Origin of the sequence: Spirillospora sp. NPDC047418 (assembly GCF_040643275.1) — a bacterium.
Taxonomy (GTDB): domain Bacteria; phylum Actinomycetota; class Actinomycetes; order Streptosporangiales; family Streptosporangiaceae; genus Spirillospora.
Genome location: NZ_JBEYTW010000055.1, coordinates 25,184 through 46,319, shown reverse-complemented (window position 1 = coordinate 46,319; position 21,136 = coordinate 25,184). Strand labels below are relative to the sequence as shown.

Genomic DNA, 21,136 nt, shown 5'->3' with positions numbered 1-21,136 from the left:
CCGGCGCGGGGGCGTCCCGGAACCCCCGGGACGGGTGAGAACGCGGGGGAGACCGGTCAGTCCAGGATCGAGGCGAGGGGGGTGTAGGGGAGGCCGTGGGCCTCGGCGACGTGGTCGTAGACGAGGTCGCCGGCGTGCGTGTTGAGGCCCCGGGCCAGGGCGCCGTTCTCCCGGAGGGCCCGGTGCCAGCCCTTCTCGGCGATCTGCACGGCATAGGGCAGCGTCACGCCGGTCAGGGCGTAGGTCGAGGTGTTCGGGACGGAACCGGGCATGTTCGCCACGCAGTAGAACGTCGAGCCGTGCACCGTGTAGGTCGGGTCGGCGTGCGTGGTGGGGCGGGAGTCCTCGAAGCAGCCGCCCTGGTCGATGGCGATGTCCACCAGGACGGAACCGGCCTTCATCCCGGCGACCAGGTCGTTGGAGATCAGCTTGGGCGCGCGGGCGCCGGGGATCAGCACGGCGCCGATGACGAGGTCGGCGGCGCGGGCCTCCTGCTCGACGGTGTAGGCGCTGGACACGAGCGTCCGCAGCCGGCCCTGGTAGATCGCGTCGATGTGGCGGAGGCGGTCGACGTCCACGTCCATGACGGTCACGTCCGCGCCCATCCCGACGGCGATCTGCGCGGCGTTGAGGCCGGACACGCCGCCGCCGATGACGACGACCCTGGCCGGGGCCACACCGGGCACGCCGCCCGGCAGCACGCCGCGCCCGCCGTTGGACGCCATCAGGTTGTAGGCGCCGACCTGCGGGGCGAGGCGCCCGGCGACCTCCGACATGGGGGCGAGCAGCGGCAGCGACCGGTCCGGCAGCTGGACGGTCTCGTAGGCGATCGCCGTGACCCCGGCCGCCAGCAGCGCGTCGGTGCACGCGCGGGACGCGGCGAGGTGCAGGTAGGTGAACAGGACCTGGCCGCGGCGCATCCGGTGGTACTCCGCCGCGACCGGCTCCTTGACCTTGAGGATCAGGTCGCCCTCGGCCCACACCCCGTCCGGGCCGTCCAGGATCTTGGCGCCCGCGGCGGCGTAGTCGTCGTCGGGGATCGCCGACCCGAGGCCGGCGCCGCGCTCGGCGAACACCTCGTGGCCGTGCCGGGTCAGCTCGTGCACGCCCGCCGGCGTGATCGCGACCCGGTACTCGTGGTTCTTGATCTCTCGCGGCACGCCGATCTTCACCGGGGGCTCCTCTGTCAACGCTGACCAGGACCTGCGCTTCCAGCGTGCGTTCCGCGGCACGCCCCCGGCTACGAGCAGGATGTCAAGGCATCGGCTCCATCGGCGACAACCTGTAAAGCCCGCCCGGCCCGGCGCCCGGTGGAACGTTGCACGCTACGGGCGCGCCGGCAGCCACTCGTCGGCGATCGCGACGGTCAGCTGCTCCAGCAGCGGCCCGGCCCGCCGGACGCGGCGCTCCTCGTCCGGCTCGATGTCGGCCAGCGCGTACGCGGCCTGGATCCGCGCCTTGCGCAGCTGCTCGCCGGTGAGCGCGCGGCGGCCGGCCACCGCGACGACCGGCGCGCCCGCGCGGGCGGCCGCGCGGGCCGCCCCGATCGGCGCGGTGCCGCGCAGCGACCGGGCGTCGAGGGTGCCCTCGCCGGTGACGACGAGCCGGGCGCCGCGCGCCTTCCCGGCGAAGCCCAGCAGGTCGAGCAGCAGCGCCGGGCCCGGCTCGATCGTCGCGCCGAGGAAGGTGAGCGCGGCGAACCCGACGCCGCCGGACGTCCCGGCGCCCGGCAGGTCGCGGGCCGCCCGGCGCGCCGCCGCCTCCGCCAGGTCGGCCCAGCGGCGCAGCCCCGCGTCCAGCATCCGCACCTCGTCGCGGCTCGCGCCGCGGCGCGGGCCGTCCACGGCGGCGGCGCCGGTGCGGCCGAGCAGCGGACCCGCGGAGTCGCCCGCCACCACCACCTCGACGCCCGACATGTCGGGCAGGCCGCGCAGGTCCAGGGCGTGCAGCGAGCGCAGCGCCGCCCCGCCCTGCGGCAGGTCCTTGCCGAGCGCGTCCAGCAGCCGCCCGCCGAGCCCCTGCACGAGGCCCGCGCCGCCGTCGGTGCAGGCGCCGCCGCCGAGGCCGAGCACGATCCGGCGGGCGCCGAGCCGCAGCGCGTGCGCGAGCAGCTGGCCCGTCCCGAGGCTGGAGGCGGTCAGCGGGCGCGGCTTGCCGCCCGGCAGCCGGCGCAGCCCGGACGCCTCGGCCAGCTCCACCACCGCGCTGCGGCCGTCCAGCGCCAGCCGCGCGGTGACCGGCCGCCCCGTCGGCCCGCACACCTCGACCTGGACGCGCCGCCACCCGGCCGCCACCGCGGCCGCCACGGTGCCCTCGCCGCCGTCGGCCACCGGCAGCTCCACCAGCGGGACCTCCGGCCGGGCACGGCGCAGCCCGGCCGCCAGATGCCGGGCCGCCTGCGCCGCGGTCAGCGCTCCCGGGAACCTGTCAGGCGCCAGCAGGACGTGACCTGGCGGAGACGGACGGGAGGGAGAGTCCGCGGACACCACAGCCACGCCTTTCACGCCGGGAGGTAAAGCCCTACCTTCTGCTTACGCCATGACGGCACTATTTGACACCCGCAAACGCGTCCCGGAGTCTCAAATGGCCGCAGAGCCGTGTTCTCCCGGAGCGGTCACCGCACGTTCAGCCACTGCTCGATCGGGTTGATCGCGAAGAACACGAGGAACAGCAGCACCACCGGCCACAGCCAGACCGACACCTCGCGGATCTTGCCCTTGGCCAGCTTGATCAGCGCGTAGGCGACCATGCCGCCGCCGATCCCGATGGTGATCGAGAACGTGAACGGCATCAGCACGATGGTGAGGAACGCCGGGATCGTCAGCTCCAGGTCGGTCCAGTCCACCTTGGCGACCTGCGTCATCATCAGCGCGCCGACGACGACCAGCGCGGGCGCGGCGGCCTGCGCGGGGACGGTCGCGGCGAGCGGGGTGAGGAACAGCGTCACCGCGAACAGCGCGCCGGTGGCGATGTTGGCGAGGCCGGTCCGGGCGCCCTCGCCGACGCCGGCCGCCGACTCCACGAACACCGTGTTGGCGGAGGAGCTGGTGATGCCGCCGAACGCGGCGGACAGGCCGTCCACCGACAGGATCCGGCCGAGCCGCGGCACCTCGCCCTTCTCGTTCAGCAGGCCCGCCTCGTCGCTGACCCCGAGGATCGTGCCCATCGCGTCGAAGAAGCCCGACAGCACCAGGGTGAACAGCACGACCAGCGCGGTGATCACGCCGGCCCGGCCGAACCCGCCGAACAGGTCGATCTCCCCGAACAGCCCGAAGTCGGGCACGGCGAACAGCTGGTCCGGCATGCTCGGGGTGACGATGCCCCAGCCGCCCTCCTTGATGGAGGCGTTCTCCTGGATGGCCACCGCGCCGATCGTCCCGGCGACGATGCTGATCAGGATGGCGCCGGGCACCCGCCGCACGTACAGCACGATCATCAGCAGCAGGGTGAGCGCGAACACCAGCGTCGGCCACGTCGCCAGGTGGCCGCCGGTGCCGAGGGACAGCGGCGGGCTCGTCGCGCTGGAGGTGACGAACCCCGAGTCGTAGAGGCCGACCAGCGCGATGAACGCGCCGATGCCGACCGCGATCGCGTGCTTGAGCGCCAGCGGGATCGAGTTCATGATCCGCTCGCGGATGCCGGTGAGCGCGAGGACGACGATGACCACGCCCTCGATCACCACCAGGCCCATCGCCTGCGGCCAGGTCATCACCGGCGCGGCCTGGAAGGCCACCACCGCGTTGATGCCGAGGCCCGCGGCGAGCGCCAGCGGCGCGTTCCCGACCAGGCCCATGATCACCGTGGTGACCGCGGCGGACAGCGCGGTCATCGTGGTCAGCTGCGGGATCGACAGCGTCGCGCCGGTGACGTCCTTCGCCCCGCCGAGGATGATCGGGTTCAGCAGGATGATGTAGGCCATCGCGAAGAACGTGGTGACGCCGCCGCGCAGCTCCCGCGGCACCGTGGTGCCCCGCGCGGTGAGGTCGAACAGCCGCTCCAGCGGCCCGCGCCCGCCGGCCGGCGGCGATTCGTCGGTCTTCGCGGTACTGGTCTTGGGCATGGCGGGCGCTCATCTCTGCGCGGCGGTGGTTCCGGCGGCGTGTCCGGGTTCGGGCGAGCACAGATTAGCCGGTGCGGACTTCGCAGCGTGACGGGGGCGAGGCCGGGCCCGGGGCCGGGCGGGGGCCGGGCCTCGGGCAGGGCCGGGGAGGGGCCGATGGCGGGCCCGGAACGCCCGCTATAGCCTGCCGTGGTGCGGATTCGAACACGCTTCGGTACCGAATACGGCGAATCGCGGGCCTGACCGGCCGGTATATCGGCACACTTGAGGACCTGAGTCGGCTTCATCCTCGCCCCGCGCGCGGCGATTACCTGGTAGGCGGTGGTCACACGATGGATCGGGAGACACTGGGGCAGCGGATCCGCGCCCTGCGGATCCGGCAGGGCGTGAGCCAGGCCCAGCTGGCCTTCCCCGAACTGTCCGACAGCTACATCTCGCTGATCGAGAGCGACAAGCGGGTGCCCGCCCCGAGCGTGGTGGAGCTGCTGGCCGCGAAGCTGAACTGCTCGGCGACCTACCTCGTCAGCGGCGTCAGCGAGGACGTCGTGGACGAGCTGCGCGTCACCCTCGACTACGCCGAGATCGCGCTGAGCAACGGCGCGGCCGCCGAGGCGCGGGCCCGCTTCGCCGAGGTCCTCGCCAGCGCGGACGCGGTCGCGCTGCCGGACATGCTGCACCAGGCGCGCTGGGGCCACGCGCTCGCGCTGGAGGCCGCGGGCGAGCTGGAGGAGGCGATCGCCGGGCTGACCGCGCTGACCGAGGAGGCCTCCGCCGAGGCCGACCTCGACCACTGGGCGAAGGTGCACGTCGCGCTGAGCCGCTGCCTGCGCGAGCGCGGCGACGTCAGCGCCGGCGTCGAGGCGGCCGAGCGCGCGCTGCGGCACCTCATCGCGACCGGCGCCGACTCCACCGACGCCGCCGTGCACCTCGGCGCGGCGCTGCTCGCCGCGTTCATCGAGCGCGGCGACCTCGTCCGGGCCCGCCAGCTCGCCGCCCAGCTCGTCGAGCGCGCCGAGCGGATCGGCAGCCCCCGGGCGCGGATGGTCGCCTGCTGGGAGGCCGCCTACGTCGCGGAGATCCGCGGCGAGTACGAGGAGGGCGTCACGCTCGCCGAGCGGGCGCTGCTGCTGGCCGGCGACGGCGAGGACCCCCGCGACCTGAACCGGCTCCGCGTCATCTACGCCGGGCTGCTGCTGCGCGCCCGCCCCGACCAGGCGTCCCGCGCCCGCGAGCTGCTGGCCCGGGTGCGCGGCGAGATCAGCGCCAGCTCGTCCGGGGAGATCGACGTCGCCTGGTGCCTGACCGAGCTGGCCCGCGCGGAGACCGCGCTCGGCCGTCCCGCGGAGGCGGTGGCGCTCGCCGAGGAGGCCCTCGACCTGCTCGGGGACGCGCCGCGCCGGGCCACCGCCGGGGCGCTGACCGTGCTCGGCGAGGCGTCGGTGCGGCTCGGCCGCCGGGACCGGGCCGTCGAGGTGCTGACCCGCGCCGCGACCTGCCTGGAGCAGATGGAGGCCTCCCGCGAGGCCGCGCAGGCGTGGTTCGATCTCGCCGAGGTCCTGTCCGAGGCGGGCACCGCCGAGGAGTCCCGGATGGCCGCCTACCGCCGCGCGCTCACCTGCGTGGGGGTGTAGCCGAACCATCTCGGGCAGCGCCGCGTCCATAATGCTGCGAGTTGTTCGAGGTGGGGGAGTCGCCGGTGTTCGGTGTGGTACGTCCGTGCAGGCATGTTCTGTGCGGGTCGCTGTTCAAGGACTGGACGGCCCATCTGTGCGGGCTGTGCCTGACGCTGCGCGCCGAGCACGGCCAGGCCGCGCGGCTCGTCACCAACTACGACGGGCTGCTCGTGTCGGTGCTGGTCGAGGCGCAGGCCCCGGAGCTGTCGCCGCGCCGCAAGGCCGGGCCGTGCGCGCTGCGCGGGATGAAGACCGCCGAGGTCGTCACCGCGAAGGCGCAGGGCGCGCAACTGGCCGCCGCCGCGTCGCTGCTGCTCGCGGCGGGCAAGACGCGCGACCACGTCGCGGACGGCGACGGGCCGTACGCACGCCGCCTGGTCGCCGCCGCGGCGGGCCGGATGGCCGGCCGCTGGGACGCGGCCGGCGGCCGGACGGGGGCCGCGGTCGGTTTCGACCCGTCCGCGCTGCGCGACGCGGTCGCCCGGCAGCCGCTGCTGGAGTCGGCACCGGGGCTCGGCCTCCTCGACCTGACCGAGCCCACCGAGACGGCCGTCGCCGCCGTGTTCGCGCACACGGCCGTCCTCGCGGGCCGGGAGGGCAACGCCGAGGCGCTCGCCGAGGCCGGCCGGTTCTTCGGCCGCGTCGCGCACCTCCTGGACGCCGTCGAGGACCTCGCGGACGACCGGGAGACCGGCGCCTACAACCCGCTCCTCGCCACTGGCACGACCCTCGACGAGGCCCGCCGGCACGCCGACGACGCCCTGCACGGGCTGCGCCTCGCTCTCGCCGACCTGGAACTGGAGCGGCCGCGGCTCGTCCGGGCGCTGCTGGACCGGGAGGTGGGCCGCTCCGTCGACCGGGTCTTCGCCGATCCGCGCGACCTCGCCCGGCACGGGCCGCGGCCCCCGCGTCCGGGCTGGCCGATCCCCTGCTTCACCGGGGCGGCCGTATGCGTGACCTGCGGCGTCTTCCAGCCCGAGTGGAGCGAGCACCACGGCGACTCGTGCGGGGACCGCTGCTGGTGCACCCGGCACTGCGACGACGGCTGCTGCGACTGCTGCGAGTGCTGCAACTGCGGCGACTGCGGTTGCGACTGTGACTGCGACTGCTGCGACGGCTGCTGCTGCGACTGCAGTTGACCCGGAACGTGTCATGGCGACCGGCTCAGTAAGGTGGACGCAGCCCTTCAGCTCACTACAGAACCCGGCCCTCCATGAACATCCGCAAGCCCCGCCCGGCCGTGCGGCGCCTCGGCGTCGTCGCGGCCCTCGCGCTCGCCCTCGGCACCGTGACCGCCACCCCCGCGCTCGCGCACGCGCGGCTTCTCAGCAGCACGCCCGGCAAGGGCGCGTCCGCGGAGTCGGTCACCGAGGTCAAGCTGGTCTTCAGTGACAAGATCAGCCTGGCGAAGGTGGTCGTCACCGACGCGCAGAAGAAGACCTACCAGTCGGGTGAGGCGGAACGCTCCGGCACCACGGTGACGCAGAAACTGGCGGGGCCGCTGCCCGCCGGGACCTACACGGTGGCCTACCGGGTCGTCGGCGAGGACGGGCACCCGATCGAGGACGCCGGCCTGACGTTCACCGCGACCGGGGGCGAGGCCGCGGTGCCCGCGCCGTCGGCGGGAGCGGTCGGCGCCGAGGAGCAGACGGGCGACGCCGCCACCGCCGACGAGCAGCCGCTCAAGGCCGACCAGGTCGCCGCGGAGGAGGACTCCGGTTCCGGCGCGGTGCTCTGGGTGCTGATCATCGCCGGCCTCGGCATCGGTATCGGCGTCGGGCTCGGCATCGTGTACCGCGCCAAGCGCAGGCACCAGGCGGCGGCCGGAAGTGAATAGCGGTGAATAGGGGCAGCCTGGTCGTCTGGCGGGCCGCCGCGGTCGCGGTCGCCGCGGCCGGGGCGGGCCTCGTGGCCGCCCTGGTCCTCGGCGGCTCGGTCACCGAGAAGGTCATCCCCGGCCTCGGCGACGCCGGCGCGCTGACCCGGTGGGGGCTGCCGGCCGCCCGGACGGCGATGGACCTGCTGTCCGCGCTGACCGTCGGCGCCCTGCTCGCCGCCGCCGCGTTCCTGCCGATCGAGGGCGGGCGCGGCGCCGCCCGGCTGTCCAGGGACGCGATCGGCTACCTGAACGCCGCGTCCTGGATCGCCGCCGGATGGGCCGCCGCCGCGGCCGCCACCCTCGTCCTCACGGTCTCCGACGTCCTCGGCCAGCCGGTCGGGGAGGTCCTCACCGGCAGCGAGCTGAGCAGCTACGTCGGTTCGCTGCCGCAGGGCACCGCGCTGATGATCGTGGTGCTGCTGGCCGTGGTGGTGGCGCTGCTGGCGCGCACCACCACCACGCCCGCCGCCGCGTTCGGGCTGCTCGCGATGGCCGCGGTCGCGCTGTTCCCCGCGCCGCTGACCGGGCACTCGGCCTCGGCCGCCAACCACTCCACCGCGGTGACCGGCGTCGCGCTGCACGTCGCCGCCGTCGCCCCGTGGGTCGGCGGGCTCGCCATCGTCGGCGTGCACGCGCTGCTGCGCCGCGACAGGCTCGCGGTCATGGCGGACCGGTTCAGCCGGATGGCCCTCTGGTGCTACATCACCGTCGGTGTCAGCGGCCTGGTGAACGTCATCGCCCGGCTGCCCGACCCCGCCGAGCTGGTGTCCACGAACTACGGCCGGCTCGCGCTCGGCAAGATCATCGCGTTCGCGGTGCTCGGCTGGTTCGGCTGGTGGCACCGGGAGCGGACGCTGCCCGCCCTGACCGACCGCAGGCCCGGCGCGTTCGCCCGGTTCGCCTCCGTCGAGGCGGCCGTGATGGCGGCCACCATGGGCCTGGCCGTCGCGCTGGCGCGCACCGCGCCGCCCCCGCCGACCGAGCCGGAGTCCGCGGTCAAGGCGCTGCTCGGCTACGACATGCCGCCCGAGGTCACCCCGGTGCGGCTGCTGACGCTGTGGCAGTTCGACCTGTTCTTCGCCGCCCTCGTCGTCGTCCTCGGCGGCCTCTACCTCGGCGCCGTCGTCCGGCTGCGGCGGCGCGGCGACTCCTGGCCGGTGGGCCGCACCGCCGCCTGGCTCATCGGGCTGTTCAGCATCATCGTCGTGACGCAGACCGGCGTCGCCAAGTACGCGCCGATCCTGTTCAGCGTGCACATGGCGCAGCACATGGTGCTGAACATGCTGACGCCGATCTTCCTCGTCGTCGGCGCGCCGGTGACGCTGGCGCTGCGCGCGCTGAAGCCCGCCCGGGAGCGCGGCGACCGCGGCCCGCGCGAGTGGCTGACCGCGCTGCTGCACAGCCGCTACCTCGCGGTGATCGCGCATCCCGGGGTGGCCACGATCATCTTCGTGGTGAGCACGTTCGCGCTGTACTTCACGCCGCTGTTCGAGACGGCGATGCGCAGCCACCTCGGCCACATCGCGATGATGGTGCACTTCCTCGCGGCCGGGTCGCTGTTCTTCTGGGTGCTGCTCGGCGTCGACCCGGCGCCGCGGAAGCTGCCCTACCCCGCCCGGCTCATCCTGCTGTTCGTCACGATGCCGTTCCACGCGTTCTTCGGCATCGCGCTGATGAACATGAGCCAGGCGCTGGCGCGCGGCTGGTACGGGGCCGTCGACCCGCCGTGGGGGACCACGGTCCTGCACGACCAGCACACCGGCGGCGCGATCGCCTGGGCGTTCGGCGAGATCCCGACGTTCATCGTCCTGATCGTGATGGCGTGCCAGTGGTACGCCGCCGACCAGCGGCAGGCCCGGCGCTCGGACCGCAAGGCCGACCGCGCCGCCCGGCCCGGCGGCCGCCCCGAGGACGACGAACTCGCCGTCTACAACGCCCGCCTCGCCAAACTCGCCCAACTCGACAAGGCCGCCGAGGAACAGGGCAAGGCGTAGGACCGCACTCCCTCTCATGGGGGAGGGCCGGCCGGGGGCGGTCTGCCAGGATCGGGGGGTGGTTCGCATGCTCCGGCCGCTGATCGAGCGGACGACCTGGCAGCGCTGGTCGCACCTCGTGGTGGGCGGCGCGCTGCTGATGCCCTACTGGTTCCTGGCGATGTCCCTGTCCCCGCTGCTGCCGATCGGCAACACCGTCATCGCGGTCGTGCTGATGCTGCTCGTGCTGCCGGGGGCGGCGACGTTCGTGACCGGGCTCGTTCCGACGGTGCGCCTGCTGGAGGCGTCCCTCGCCAGGGAGCTGCTGAAGGGGCCCGCCGAGGTGCTCGTGCCGGGGTCGGCGCGCTCGTGGGAGAGCCGGCTCCGCGCCGCGGCGTGGTTCAGCCTGCATCTCGGCGCCGGCGTGGTGGTCAGCGGGCTGAGCCTGGCGGTGCCGCCGTTCGCGGTCGTGATGGTCCTCGCACCGATGGTGACCTGGGACACCCGCTTCCTGGAGGGCCTGGGGTGGGAGGACGGCTGGCACCAGTGGCCCGCGCCGCTGGTCGGGCTGGCGTCGCTGGCCGTGCTGCTCGCGCTGATCGTGGCCGCCGGCACCCTGCTGTCCCGGCTCGCGCCGTGGTTCCTCGGGCCGTCCGCCGCCGAGAGGCTCGCCGCCGCGGAGGCCACGGCGGTGAAGCTGGCCGAGCGCAACCGGCTGGCCAGGGAACTGCACGACTCGGTGGGCCACGCGCTCAGCGTGGTGACGCTGCAGGCGGGGGCCGCCGGACGGGTCCTCGACAGCGACCCGGCGTTCGCCCGGGAGGCGCTCGGCGCGATCGAGGAGTCGGCCCGCGCCGCGCTGGAGGACCTCGACCACGTGCTGGGGCTGCTGCGGGAGGACGCGTCCCGTCCCGCGCCGCAGGCCACGCTGACCGACCTCGGGCGGCTGCTGGAGCAGACCCGGATCGCGGGGGTGGAACTCGACGCGCAGGTGGCGGCCGAGGTGGAGGACGTTCCGGCGGCCGTGTCGCGGGAGGCGTACCGGATCGTCCAGGAGGGGCTGACGAACGCGCTGCGGCACGCCGGGAGGGTCCCGGTGCGGCTGCGGCTCGGCATCGCGGGGGACCGGCTGGAGATGGAGATGAGCAATCCGCTCGGCGCGCACCGGGGCGACGGCGCCGACCACGGCGGCGGCCGCGGCCTCGCCGGGGTCCGCGAGCGCGTCACCGTGCTGCGCGGCGACATGGCCGCGGGGGCCGACGGGGACGCCTGGCGGTTCCGCGTCTCGCTGCCGCTAAGGTCCGGAACATGACGATCAAGGTTCTGCTGGTCGACGACGAGCGGCTGATCCGGGCGGGCCTCGCCGCCATCATCGGCGCCGAGGACGACCTGGCCGTGGCCGGTGAGGCGGCCGACGGCGCGGAGGTGCCGGACGCGGTGCGCCGGCTGCGTCCCGACGTGGTCCTGATGGACGTCCGGATGCCGCGGCTCGACGGCATCCAGGCGACCCGCCGCATCCTGGAGACCGTGCCGGAGCCGCCGCGGATCATCGTCGTCACCACGTTCGAGAACGACGAGTACGTCTACGACGCGCTGAAGGCCGGCGCGCACGGCTTCCTGCTCAAGCGGACGCGGCCGGAGGAGATCCTGCACGCGATCCGGATGGTCGCCCACGGCGACAGCCTGCTGTTCCCGGCCGCGATCCGGGAACTGGCCGCACGGCATGGCGGCCCCGGTGCGGGCGGCGGTGCCCGCTGGCACGCGCAGCTCACCGAGCGGGAGGGCGACGTGCTGCGGCTGATGGCCAAGGGCCGCTCGAACGCCGAGATCGCCGGAGACCTGTTCGTGAGCCCGCAGACGGTGAAGACGCACGTCGGGAACATCCTCGGCAAGCTGCAGGCCCGCGACCGGACCCAGGCCGTGATCCTCGCCTACGAGACGTCCTTCATCACTCCCGGCTGAGCTGGCACTGTGAGGGCATGAGGGACTTCCGCTTCGGGTTCAACGTCTTCGACATCGCCTCCCGCGAGGACTTCGCCGAACGGTGCCGGCGCGGCGAGCGGTACGGCTACGACATCGCGCTCGTGCCCGACCATCTCGGCGCCCCGGCCCCGTTCCCGGCGATGGTCGCCGCCGCGGACGCGACCGAGCGGCTGCGCGTCGGCACGCTCGTGCTGAACGCCGGGTTCTGGAACGCGCACCTGCTGGCCCGCGAGGTCGCCACCGCCGACCGGCTGACCGGCGGGCGGGTGGAGCTGGGGCTCGGCGCGGGGCACATGAAGTGGGAGTTCGACGCGGCCGGGATCGCGTGGGAGCCGTTCGGCGCGCGGGCCGGGCGGATGGCCCGGCTGATCGAGGAGCTGGGCGGGCTGTTCGGCGGCGACGGCTACGAGCGGCACCGGCCGGTCGCCGAGCACTTCGGGCTGGCCCCGCTGGAGCCCGTGCAGCGCGGCGGGTTCGGCGGGTCCGGGCCGCCGCTGCTGGTCGGCGGCACCGGCGACACGGTGCTGCGGGCCGCCGCCCGGTACGCCGACATCGTCGGGATCGCCGGGGCGTACCAGGTGAAGGGCGCGGAGCCGGGGACGTTCCGGCTGGGCACCGCCGCGGAGGCGGCCGAGCGGGTCCGGTTCGTCCGCGAGCAGGCGGGGGAGCGGGCCGGGGGCATCGAGTGGAACGTCCTGGTCCAGCACGTCCAGGTGACCCCGGACCGGCGCGGCGAGGCCGAGCGGATCCGCGCCGAGCGGCTGCCGTACCTGACCGTCGAGGAGATCCTCGACACACCGTTCGTGCTGCTCGGCACGCAGGCGCAGATCGCCGCGCAGATCCGGGAGCGGCGCGAGCGCTTCGGGTTCTCCTACGTCACCGTGCACGCGCCGTTCCTGGACGTCCTCGGCCCCGTGATCGGGCAGGTCTAGGCGGGTCCATCGGGCGGGGCTTACACCTGGTTTACCTATCGGTAGCTACAAAAGGACATAAGAGACAAGGCTGACCGATCGGGGGATCATGGACGCCGTTACCCTGTCCGAACTGCGCAAGCCGCGCGCCTACCCGGCGGTGTCGGTGCTGATGCCGACGCACCGGTCCGTCCCGGACAACCGGCAGGACCCGATCCGGCTGCGCAACCTGCTGTCGGAGGTGCGGCGCCGGCTGCACGACGACGCCCGGGTCGCGCCCGACGCCGCCGACCACGTCCTGCGCGGGCTGGAGCGCGCCGCGGACGAGGTCGACCTGCGGCACGCCTCCGACGGCCTCGTGCTGTTCGCCGCGCCCGACGGCGAGCACCACGCCTTCACGATCGGCCAGCCCGTGGACGAGCGGGTCGTCGTGGACACCGGGTTCGCGACCCGCGACCTCGTCGCCGCCTACACCCGCACCCCGCGCTACTGGCTGCTGTCGCTGTCGGACCAGCGGGCGCGGCTGTGGGACGGCAACGGCGAGGAGCTGACCGAGCGCGCCGCCGCCGGCTTCCCGGTCGAGCCCGAGCCGCTCGACGAGGCCGGCTCCGGGCGGCAGGCGCGGCGCGCCGCGCAGGGCGGCGACGGCGAGCGGCAGCGCCAGGTCATGCGGGACGTGGTGGCCGCCCTCGACCGGGTCCTGGCCCGCGACCGCCGCCCGCTGATCGTCGCCGGCGTCACCCGCCACCAGGCGTTCTTCGACGAGGTGGCCGGGCCGCACATCACGGTGGCGGGCCGCGTCGACGGCAGCTTCGAGGGCGCCGCGCCGAGCGCGCTCGCCGAGGCGGCCCGGCCCGCGCTCGCCGCCTACGAGGACCTCCGCGAGGTCGGCGTGCTGTCCGAGCTGGAGGCCGCGCGCAGCATCCAGCGGTACGCGGGCGGGCTGTGCGAGGTCACGCCGCTGGCCGAGGAGGGCCGCGGCGAGCACCTGGTCGTCGAGCGCGGCTACTACGCGCCCGCGGTGAAGTCGCACGGCGAGTTCGTCCCGGTGGACGGCATGCCGGGCGTCCTCAAGGGCGCGGACGTCGTCGACGACGCCGTGGACGACGTCATCGAGACCGTGCTGGAGTACGGCGGCGAGGTCACCTTCGTCTCCGACGGCTTCCTCGTCGACCACGGCCGCATCGCCCTCGTCACCCGCTACTGAGCCGTCCCGCAGGCCGGGTCGTGCCAGGCCGCCCAGCCGGGCCGCGCGTGCGCCCGCCAGCCCGCCGGGCGGGCGGGCCACGACGCCTGCGGGGACGTCCCGTCCGGTACCGGCACCACGACCGTGCACACGCCGGGCGGGGGCGGGCGGCCGTCGCGGACGTCGATCCGGCCGATCCGCGTCCACCACACCGGGTACATGAGCTTGGTCCGGGTCACCCAGCCGAGCGACACGTCCGCGGCGACCCCGCCCGCCGCCGGGCCGGGCAGCGGCTGGGCCGGCCGGACGCGGTCGTGCGACGGCGCCATGAGGAACGTCATCGCGGCCAGATTGACCCCGGTCAGGGCGATGGCGGCGAGAGGCGCCCGGTCCATCCGGGAGAACAGCAGCAGCGCGCCGAGCAGCGCGGCCGCGGCGAGCGTCGCCTCCGGCAGGTGCAGTCCGGTGCGGTCGCCGGTCAGGAACGTGATCTCGGGAAAGTCGAACGGGATGAACGCGTGGGTGCGCAGCCGCTCGCCCGCGTAGGCCGTCACCCAGAGCCCGGTTCCGGCCATGACGAGGACGGACGACGCCGCCGCCCCGAGCGCCGTCCGCACACCCGCCCGGAGGAGGACCGCCGCCCCGGCCAGCGCGTAGACGAGGGCCAGGCACGACAGGTACCGGCCGTAGGCGAAGTTGCCGACCCGGTGCTCGTCCGGCAGCGCGGCCGACGACGCGTACGCGATCCCGCACGTCGCGGTCAGCAGCACAGCCGCCATGAGGCGGTCGGGAGCCGGGGTCCGGCGCCGCACCAGCACCGCCGCGACGGCCGCCAGCCCTGCACCGGCCAGCCCCCACGTCGAGGCGACCAGGTACCAGAGTTGCCCGGCGGCCCCCGACAGCGCCCATGCCTGCCCGGCCGCTGTGCCGAGCCTGGACTCCAGGATCCCGGCGAGGTCCCGCGCGCCGCCCGGGTACAGCGCGTCCAGGATCCGCGCGTTCAGCATCGAGCCCGCCGCGTATCCGGCGAGGGCGACACCGCCCGAGACCAGGGCCGCGCGCCGCCGCAGGGGCCGCGGCACGAGGACGGCCAGCGCGAGCGCGTGGACGGCCAGCAGGACCGTCGCGCGGGTGTGCACCGCCGCCGCGTAGGACGCGACCGCGCTCGCGAGGACCGCGTCGCCCGCCCGGCCGCTCCGCGCGAAGCGGTCGAGGGCCAGCAGCCACCCGAGGACGAGCGCAGGCAGGACGGCGTCCGCGAGCGCGAACGCGCCGAAGAACGTCGTGGCGGGCAGCAGCGCCGCGCCGAACGCGAGTGGCAGCGCGGTCCGGCGGCCGAGCCCGAACCGCCGCGCCGCCGCGTACCCGAGCGGGAACAGCGCCGCGCCCGCCAGCGCGTTGATCGCCATGACGGCCGCGTAGACCACCGCCGGGTCGCTGGTGAACCAGTACACCGGGGCGAGCAGGAGCGGGTATCCGCCCTGGTAGAAGGTGTTCCCGGACAGGTCGGCGCCGGGTCCGCCGGCCAGCCAGCGGGCCGCGATCAGGTAGCCGGTCTCGTCCGGGTCGGCGGCCGGTCCGGTCCGGGAGCGGGCGAGCCACAGGCGCAGCGCCACCTGGGCGAGCACGCCGGCGGCCACCAGCCAGCCGGGCGCGTGCCGGGGGCCCGGCCCCGGGGGAGCGGCCGTCGCGCGGGGACGTGCCGGGAGGATCGCGAGCGTCATGAAGCTCACCGTTCCCGTGCAGTGTCATCGCCCGGTGCGGAGAGTGTCCGGATTTCGTGACACAGCCCGGAGCTTGATCACGAATGTCCGATAATGGCCCGGTGGCGAGCATTCTCTTCGTGGAGGACGACCCCTCCGCCCGCGCGGCCCTGGAGCTGGCGCTGACCCGCCAGGGGCACGGCGTGACGTCCCGGGCCACCGGCGAGGACGGCTTGGACGCGCTGCGGGCACGGCGTCCCGAGATCGCCCTCCTGGACGTGATGCTGCCGGGCATCGACGGGATCGAGGTGTGCCGGCGCATCCGCCGCGCGGACTCGCTGCCGGTGATCCTGCTCACCGCGCGCGGCGACGACCTGGACATCGTCCTCGGCCTGGAGGCGGGCGCCGACGACTACGTGGTGAAGCCCGTCGAGCCCCGCGTCCTGGACGCCCGCATCCGCGCCGTGCTGCGCCGCGCCGACCAGACCCGCACCGACCGCTCCGTCTACGGCGACCTGGTCATCGACCGGTCGTCGCTGAAGGTCACCAAGGGCGGCGCCGACCTGCGCCTCACCCCGACCGAGCTGCGGCTCCTGCTGGAGCTGGCGCGCCGCCCCGGGCAGGCGCTCACCCGCAGGCACCTGCTCGCCGAGGTGTGGGAGCACACCTACCCCGGCGACTCCCGGCTCGTGGACGCCTGCGTGCAGCGCGTCCGCGCCAAGATCGAGGACGAGCCCGCCGAGCCGCGGCTGATCGAGACCGTCCGGGGGTTCGGCTACCGGTTCACCGCGCCGTGACGCGCCGGCGCCGGCTCACCGGGCTGCGGACGCGGCTCGCCGCGGCGTTCACGGCGGTCGCGCTGCTCGCCTCGGTGCTCGCGTCCGGCATCTCCTACGTGCTGATGCGGCGGGTGATGCTGCAGCGCGCCCAGGACGCGGTGCTGACCGACGTGCGCACCACGCTCGCCCAGCAGGTTCCGGTCAGCCTGCCGCCCGACGCGGAGCGGCTGGTCGGCGCGGCCCTGGAGGAGGCGCTCGGGTCGGCTCCGGGCCGCAGGGCGGTGGCGGTGCCGGTGCCGCTGCTCGGCGGGCAGACCGGCGTCCCGCCGCCCGGCGCGCTGGACGTCCCGGTGACCCGGGAGTTCGCCCGGCGCGCGATGCGCGGCGTGGTCTTCCAGCGCGTGTACCGGAACGGCACGCCCTACCTGCTGGTCGGTACCCGCGTCTCCGGCTACACGACCACGGTGGGCGAGCCGTGGCGGACGACCCCGCCGATGGTGTTCGTCTCGGCGAGCCTGCGGCGCGAGGCCGCCGATCTGCGGCTGTTCACCCGCGCCCTGCTGGTCGCCGACGCCGCCGCGCTGGCGGCGGCGCTCGGGCTCGCGCTGCTGGCGACCCGCGGCGTGCTGGGACCGGTGCGCCGCCTCGGCGCCGCCGCCCGCGCGCTCGGCGCGGGTGAGCTCGGCACCCGGGTCCGGGTGGACGGCCGGGACGAGCTGGCCGACCTCGCGCGCACGTTCAACGGCACCGCGGCGGCCCTGGAGCGGACGGTCACCGAGCTGCGCGCGATGGAGGCCGCGTCCCGCCGGTTCGTCGCGGACGTCTCGCACGAGCTGCGGACCCCGCTGACCTCGATGGTCGCGCTGACCGGGGTGCTGACCGAGGAGGCCGGCGACGCGCCGGACGGTGCCGCGGCGCTGCTCGTCGCGGCGGAGACCCGGCGGCTCGGCGCGCTGGTCGAGAACCTGATCGAGATCAGCCGGTTCGACGCGGGCGCCGCCGCGCTCGTCCTCGACGAGGTGAACGTGGCCGACGCGGTCCACGCGACCCTGGAGGCGCGCGGCTGGCGGGACGACGTGGCGGTCGAGGGCCCGGCGGACCTCTCCGTCCGGCTGGATCCGCGGCGCTTCGACGTCGTCATCGCCAACCTCGCCGGGAACGCGCTCAAGCACGGGCGCCCGCCCGTCACGCTGCGCTTCGGCCCGCCCGCGGACGGCGCCGGCGGCGTGCGGGCCGTGGTCGCCGACCGCGGCCCCGGCCTGCCCGGCGATCTGGCCGCCGTGGTCTTCGACCGGTTCACCAAGGCGGAGGCGGCGCGCTCGCGCAGCGAGGGCAGCGGCCTGGGCCTGTCGATCGCCAGGGAGAACGCCGTGCTGCACGGAGGGACGCTGGACGCCGCGAACGGGCCGGACGGCGGCGCGGTGTTCACGCTGTGGCTGCCCGACGGGAAGGAGGACGAGTGAGCATCGGACCGCCGCGCCGGGCGCTGCTGGCGGTGGCGGCGGCCTGCGCCGCCGCCGCGGGCTGCGGGATCCGGCCGACCGGGATCATCGCGGCGGGAGACGCGCCGGCCGCGGGCGCGCACCCCGCGACGGTCACCGTCTACCTCGTCCACGGCGGCCGGCTGCGGCCCGTGCCGCGGCCCGGCCTGCCCGACCAGCCGCAACTGGGCCTCGACCAGCTGAGCGTGCCGCCGACGGCGCGGGAGCGCGCGATGGGCCTGCGCACCGAGGTCGACGTGCCGCTCGAGGCGTACTCGGTGGTCGCCGCGTCCGCCGCGCCCGGCGGGCGCGCTCAGATGGTCGTCCGGCCGGCCGGCGCCCGGTACCGGTCGAAGATCTGGTCGCGGATCGCGGCGGCCCAGATCGCCTGCACTGCGCAGGCCGTCCCGGGCGTCGAGGGCGTCAACCTGTGGGGGGCCCCGAACCCGGACGGGGCCGCATGGGCGGCCGTGACCTGCGGCCAGTTCGCCGACCTGCTCGAATGATCAGTTCCTGGTCAGCCAGTCGGTGGTGGCCTCGCCGAGGACGGAGCGGACGGCGAGGACGGCGATGCCGAGGGTGAGGACGGGCATCACGACCCAGCGCTCCACCTTGCCGTCCGTCCGCGGGACGACCGGGATGTCGATCCGCCACGGCAGCGGCCAGAACACCGGGCAGCCCCGGGGTGTCAGGCAGTCGCCGACGACATGCGCCAGGCAGCCGAGCGTGACCGCGAACCCGACGAAGCTCATATCGATCTTGTGCATGAGCCAGACGGCGACCAGGGCGAGCGCGCAGTCGGCGAGCGCCGACTGGGGCTCCTTGCCCTCGAAGTCCAGCCCGACGCCGCGCAGCCCGAGGCCGACGATCATGAAGAGGCAGGCCCACCAGGCGTAGACGTAGTGGGTGGCGAGGGTGTCCATCGCCCAGCCGATGCCGACCGCGAACAGGATCGAGTGGGTCGCGTGCCGGTGCCCGCCGGACAGCTTCCCGATCCACTTGCACATGTGGTGGGTGATGGGGCCGAACGTGTTGGCGATGCGGCCGTTGTGGTGGTCGATGTCCGGCAGGATGGCGGCGCCCGCGCACACCACGGCGCCGGCGGCGACCTGCTCCACCGACAGCGACACCGCGTGGTCGCCGAGCAGCCGTTCGTAGCCGAGCACCGGGACGGCGGCCAGCCACGCCAGCGCGCCGCTCAGGGCGTGCGTCTTGCCCATCATGTGCCGTTCCCCCGCCTTCCGGAGCGTGCGCCGCCCGTACTCAGGGCGGGACTCTAACCGGCGCCTGATCGGTTTCTGTGGCGACGCGCCGAAGCGGGTGCAACGTCCCTTTGATGCGGGAGAGTGCGCTCCGGTTCCACCGGCGGGCGAGGACCGTCCGGGGAGCGGGCCGGGTGCCGAGGGGGCCGTCCGCTAGGGCGCCGCGGAGTGGTCCTCGCGGGCGGACAGGACGGCCCCGACGTTCTCCTCCGCCCAGTCGGCGACGGCCTTGATCGGCGTCCGCAGCGACAGGCCGAGCGGGGTGAGGGCGTACTCGACGCGGGGCGGCACCTCGGCGAAGACCGTCCGGACGAGGAGCCCGTCGCGCTCCATCGTGCGGAGCGTCTGCGTGAGGACCTTGGGGGTCACGCCGCCGATCATGTCGCGGAGCCGGGTGAACCGGCGCGGCCCGCCGGTCAGGCTGAGCACGACCAGCACCGACCACTTGTCGCCGATGCGGTCGAGGATCAGCCGGGTCGGGCAGTCCGGATCGAAGGCGTCGCCTCTCATAGTTTCCAGAGGGTACCAATGGCACGTTGAAGTAACCAGTATCCGCTGGATACCGTCGGCGCCGACGACGTTCGAGGAGGACGACTGTGAAGATCCTGCTGATCGGTGCGACGGGGATGGTCGGGAGCCGGATCGCGGACGAGGCCCGCCGCCGCGGCCACGACGTCACCGGCGTCACCCGCGGCGGCGGCGCGGGGACGGCCAGGGCCGAGGCGCGCGACGCCGCCGCGATCGGCGGGCTGGCCGCCGGGCACGACGCCGCGGTGCTGTCGGTCCCGCCGCCCCGGGACGGGTCGGAGACGACCGGCCCGCTGCTCGCCACCACGCGCGGCGTGCTCGACGGGCTGCGGCGGGCGGGCGTCCGCCGGCTGATCGTGGTGGGCGGGGCCGGGAGCCTGGAGGCCGCGCCCGGCGTGCGGCTCGTGGACACCCCCGGGTTCCCCGACATGTACAGGAGCGAGGCGCTCGCGGCGGCCGAGCAGCTCGGTGTCATCCGGGCCGAGGCCGGCGACCTGGACTGGACCTACATCTCGCCCGCCGCCGTCATCCAGCCGGGCGAGCGCACCGGCACGTTCCGGCTGGGCGGCGACCGGCTGCTCAGCGACGCCGAGGGCAACAGCGCCATCAGCGCCGAGGACTACGCCATCGCGCTGGTCGACGAGCTGGAGAAGGGCAACGCCGTCCGCCGGCGGATCACCGTCGCCTACTAGGACGGGACGAAGCGCCAGGCGCCGGACTCCTCGCCCGGCTCGTACGGGGAGTCCAGGCGCTTGGCGAGGACGCCCGGCAGGCGCTGGTCCCTGGCCGCGTCCCGGACGGCGTCACCGTCGCCGGGGAACCACGGGGCCGTCTGCCACGCCGGCCCGGACAGGCCGAGGCCGTCGAGCCGCTCGCGCCGCTCCCGGTACGGGACGTCCAGCAGCGGATGCCCGTCCAGATGGAGCAGGTCGTAGACCATGTACGTCTCGCGGCCGTCCAGGACGGCCAGTTCCCCGTCCAGCACGGCGCGCCGGACGCCGAGTTCGGCGCCGAGCCGGGAGCCGAGCCCGCCGGGCCCGTCCACGGCGCGGCCGCGGCCGTCGGTGAACCGGGTCCGGCCGCCCTCGGCGTAGGCGGCCAGCCGCCTGCCGCCCCAGCCGAACTCGAACGCCCACGCGTCCTGGTCGCGGGGGAGGCGGGCCCTCTCCACCGGGCGCATCGGCGGCACCGACGCGGGCAGCGGCTCGGCGTCCGGGTCCGCCGGCGGGTCCATCCGGTGGATCATCCAGTTCTTCCCGCGCGTCCGGAACAGCACGTACCGGCCGGACACCCGCGAGCCGTGGATGACGATCTTCACCTCGCGCTCGGACCACTTCTCGGTCTCGTACGTCCCGCGATCCCAGACGGTCATCCGCCCCGCGCCGTACTCACCGCGCGGGATCTCGCCCTCGAACGCCGCGTACTCCAGCGGGTGGTCCTCGGTGTGCACGGCGAGATGGTTGGTCTCCGGACTCCACGGCAGGCCCTTCGGGACCGCCCACGACACCAGTACCCCGCCGCGTTCCAGGCGCAGGTCCCAGTGCAGGCTGGTCGCGTGGTGCTCCTGGACGACGAACGTGTCGTCGTCGCCCCGCGGCAGGGCCTTCTCCTCCGGGACGGGCTCCGGCGTCCGCCCCGGGGCGCGCCTGCCCCGGTACTCCGCCAGCCGGTCGCCGCCGTCCGCGCGCTTCTCGGGAGCCACGCAGGGTGCATACCCG

General features: G+C 75.0%; 19 protein-coding genes. 12 read left to right on the top strand and 7 right to left on the bottom strand.

Annotation, left to right across the window (positions count from 1 at the left end):
* Window positions 1-56 precede the first annotated feature (56 nt).
* The 3 genes from ald to ABZ806_RS28825 all read right to left on the bottom strand — a co-directional run bounded on the left by ald (window position 57) and on the right by ABZ806_RS28825 (window position 4,060).
* On the bottom strand, window positions 57-1,172 hold the full coding sequence (gene ald, locus ABZ806_RS28835; protein ID WP_500220548.1) for an alanine dehydrogenase: 1,116 nt from the start codon (window positions 1,170-1,172) through the stop codon (window positions 57-59).
* 153 nt (window positions 1,173-1,325) lie between these two features.
* Entirely contained in the window at window positions 1,326-2,489 is a 1,164-nt protein-coding gene (locus tag ABZ806_RS28830) for a glycerate kinase (protein WP_500220557.1), read from the bottom strand.
* Between the two features lie 125 nt (window positions 2,490-2,614).
* On the bottom strand, window positions 2,615-4,060 hold the full coding sequence (locus ABZ806_RS28825; protein ID WP_500220547.1) for an NCS2 family permease: 1,446 nt from the start codon (window positions 4,058-4,060) through the stop codon (window positions 2,615-2,617).
* A 332-nt stretch (window positions 4,061-4,392) separates the two neighbouring features.
* Between ABZ806_RS28825 and ABZ806_RS28820 the strand changes: the two genes are divergently transcribed.
* The 8 genes from ABZ806_RS28820 to ABZ806_RS28785 all read left to right on the top strand — a co-directional run bounded on the left by ABZ806_RS28820 (window position 4,393) and on the right by ABZ806_RS28785 (window position 13,686).
* Window positions 4,393-5,691: a helix-turn-helix domain-containing protein gene (locus tag ABZ806_RS28820; RefSeq protein ID WP_500220546.1), complete on the top strand. Its 1,299-nt coding sequence runs from the start codon at window positions 4,393-4,395 to the stop codon at window positions 5,689-5,691.
* A 50-nt stretch (window positions 5,692-5,741) separates the two neighbouring features.
* Window positions 5,742-6,872 carry a DUF5685 family protein gene (locus ABZ806_RS28815; protein WP_500220556.1) on the top strand — a complete coding sequence of 377 codons (1,131 nt, stop codon included), beginning with the start codon at window positions 5,742-5,744 and terminating at the stop codon, window positions 6,870-6,872.
* A 74-nt stretch (window positions 6,873-6,946) separates the two neighbouring features.
* Window positions 6,947-7,570, top strand: coding sequence for a copper resistance CopC family protein (locus ABZ806_RS28810; RefSeq protein ID WP_500220545.1), 624 nt, complete (start codon window positions 6,947-6,949; stop codon window positions 7,568-7,570).
* Between the two features lie 2 nt (window positions 7,571-7,572).
* Window positions 7,573-9,606, top strand: a complete 2,034-nt coding sequence (locus ABZ806_RS28805; protein WP_500220544.1) for a bifunctional copper resistance protein CopD/cytochrome c oxidase assembly protein — start codon at window positions 7,573-7,575, stop codon at window positions 9,604-9,606.
* 67 nt (window positions 9,607-9,673) lie between these two features.
* Window positions 9,674-10,897, top strand: a complete 1,224-nt coding sequence (locus ABZ806_RS28800; protein WP_500220543.1) for a sensor histidine kinase — start codon at window positions 9,674-9,676, stop codon at window positions 10,895-10,897.
* Window positions 10,894-11,547, top strand: a complete 654-nt coding sequence (locus ABZ806_RS28795; protein ID WP_500220542.1) for a response regulator transcription factor — start codon at window positions 10,894-10,896, stop codon at window positions 11,545-11,547. Before ABZ806_RS28800 ends, ABZ806_RS28795 begins: the two co-directional genes overlap by 4 nt.
* A gap of 17 nt (window positions 11,548-11,564) precedes the next feature.
* Window positions 11,565-12,500, top strand: coding sequence for a TIGR03621 family F420-dependent LLM class oxidoreductase (locus tag ABZ806_RS28790; RefSeq protein WP_500220541.1), 936 nt, complete (start codon window positions 11,565-11,567; stop codon window positions 12,498-12,500).
* Between the two features lie 88 nt (window positions 12,501-12,588).
* Window positions 12,589-13,686: a baeRF3 domain-containing protein gene (locus tag ABZ806_RS28785; protein ID WP_500220540.1), complete on the top strand. Its 1,098-nt coding sequence runs from the start codon at window positions 12,589-12,591 to the stop codon at window positions 13,684-13,686.
* Here ABZ806_RS28785 and ABZ806_RS28780 read toward each other — a convergent pair.
* Window positions 13,680-15,389, bottom strand: a complete 1,710-nt coding sequence (locus ABZ806_RS28780) for a hypothetical protein (RefSeq protein WP_500220539.1) — start codon at window positions 15,387-15,389, stop codon at window positions 13,680-13,682. The two genes, ABZ806_RS28785 and ABZ806_RS28780, sit on opposite strands and share 7 nt — an antisense overlap.
* 101 nt (window positions 15,390-15,490) lie before the next feature.
* On the opposite strand from ABZ806_RS28780, the gene ABZ806_RS28775 reads away from it, so the two are divergent.
* From ABZ806_RS28775 to ABZ806_RS28765, 3 genes are read left to right on the top strand one after another with little or no spacing between them, the layout of a single operon-like run.
* Window positions 15,491-16,165 carry a response regulator gene (locus ABZ806_RS28775; protein WP_500220538.1) on the top strand — a complete coding sequence of 225 codons (675 nt, stop codon included), beginning with the start codon at window positions 15,491-15,493 and terminating at the stop codon, window positions 16,163-16,165.
* Window positions 16,162-17,610: a sensor histidine kinase gene (locus ABZ806_RS28770; protein WP_500220537.1), complete on the top strand. Its 1,449-nt coding sequence runs from the start codon at window positions 16,162-16,164 to the stop codon at window positions 17,608-17,610. The genes ABZ806_RS28775 and ABZ806_RS28770 overlap by 4 nt, the downstream gene beginning before the upstream one ends.
* Window positions 17,607-18,134 (top strand): hypothetical protein, encoded by a 528-nt coding sequence (locus tag ABZ806_RS28765; RefSeq protein ID WP_500220536.1) that lies wholly within the window; start codon window positions 17,607-17,609, stop codon window positions 18,132-18,134. The genes ABZ806_RS28770 and ABZ806_RS28765 overlap by 4 nt, the downstream gene beginning before the upstream one ends.
* Here the strand turns inward: ABZ806_RS28765 and ABZ806_RS28760 are convergent, their stop codons facing one another.
* Together ABZ806_RS28760 and ABZ806_RS28755 are read right to left on the bottom strand one after the other, a co-directional pair.
* Window positions 18,135-18,851 carry a metal-dependent hydrolase gene (locus ABZ806_RS28760; protein ID WP_500220535.1) on the bottom strand — a complete coding sequence of 239 codons (717 nt, stop codon included), beginning with the start codon at window positions 18,849-18,851 and terminating at the stop codon, window positions 18,135-18,137.
* Window positions 18,852-19,043: 192 nt separating this feature from the next.
* Window positions 19,044-19,400 (bottom strand): winged helix-turn-helix transcriptional regulator, encoded by a 357-nt coding sequence (locus ABZ806_RS28755; RefSeq protein ID WP_500220534.1) that lies wholly within the window; start codon window positions 19,398-19,400, stop codon window positions 19,044-19,046.
* A gap of 86 nt (window positions 19,401-19,486) precedes the next feature.
* On the opposite strand from ABZ806_RS28755, the gene ABZ806_RS28750 reads away from it, so the two are divergent.
* On the top strand, window positions 19,487-20,110 hold the full coding sequence (locus ABZ806_RS28750; RefSeq protein WP_500220533.1) for an NAD(P)-dependent oxidoreductase: 624 nt from the start codon (window positions 19,487-19,489) through the stop codon (window positions 20,108-20,110).
* Here the strand turns inward: ABZ806_RS28750 and ABZ806_RS28745 are convergent.
* Window positions 20,107-21,120, bottom strand: a complete 1,014-nt coding sequence (locus tag ABZ806_RS28745) for a DNA polymerase ligase N-terminal domain-containing protein (protein WP_500220532.1) — start codon at window positions 21,118-21,120, stop codon at window positions 20,107-20,109. The two genes, ABZ806_RS28750 and ABZ806_RS28745, sit on opposite strands and share 4 nt — an antisense overlap.
* Between the last annotated feature and the right edge of the window lie 16 nt (window positions 21,121-21,136).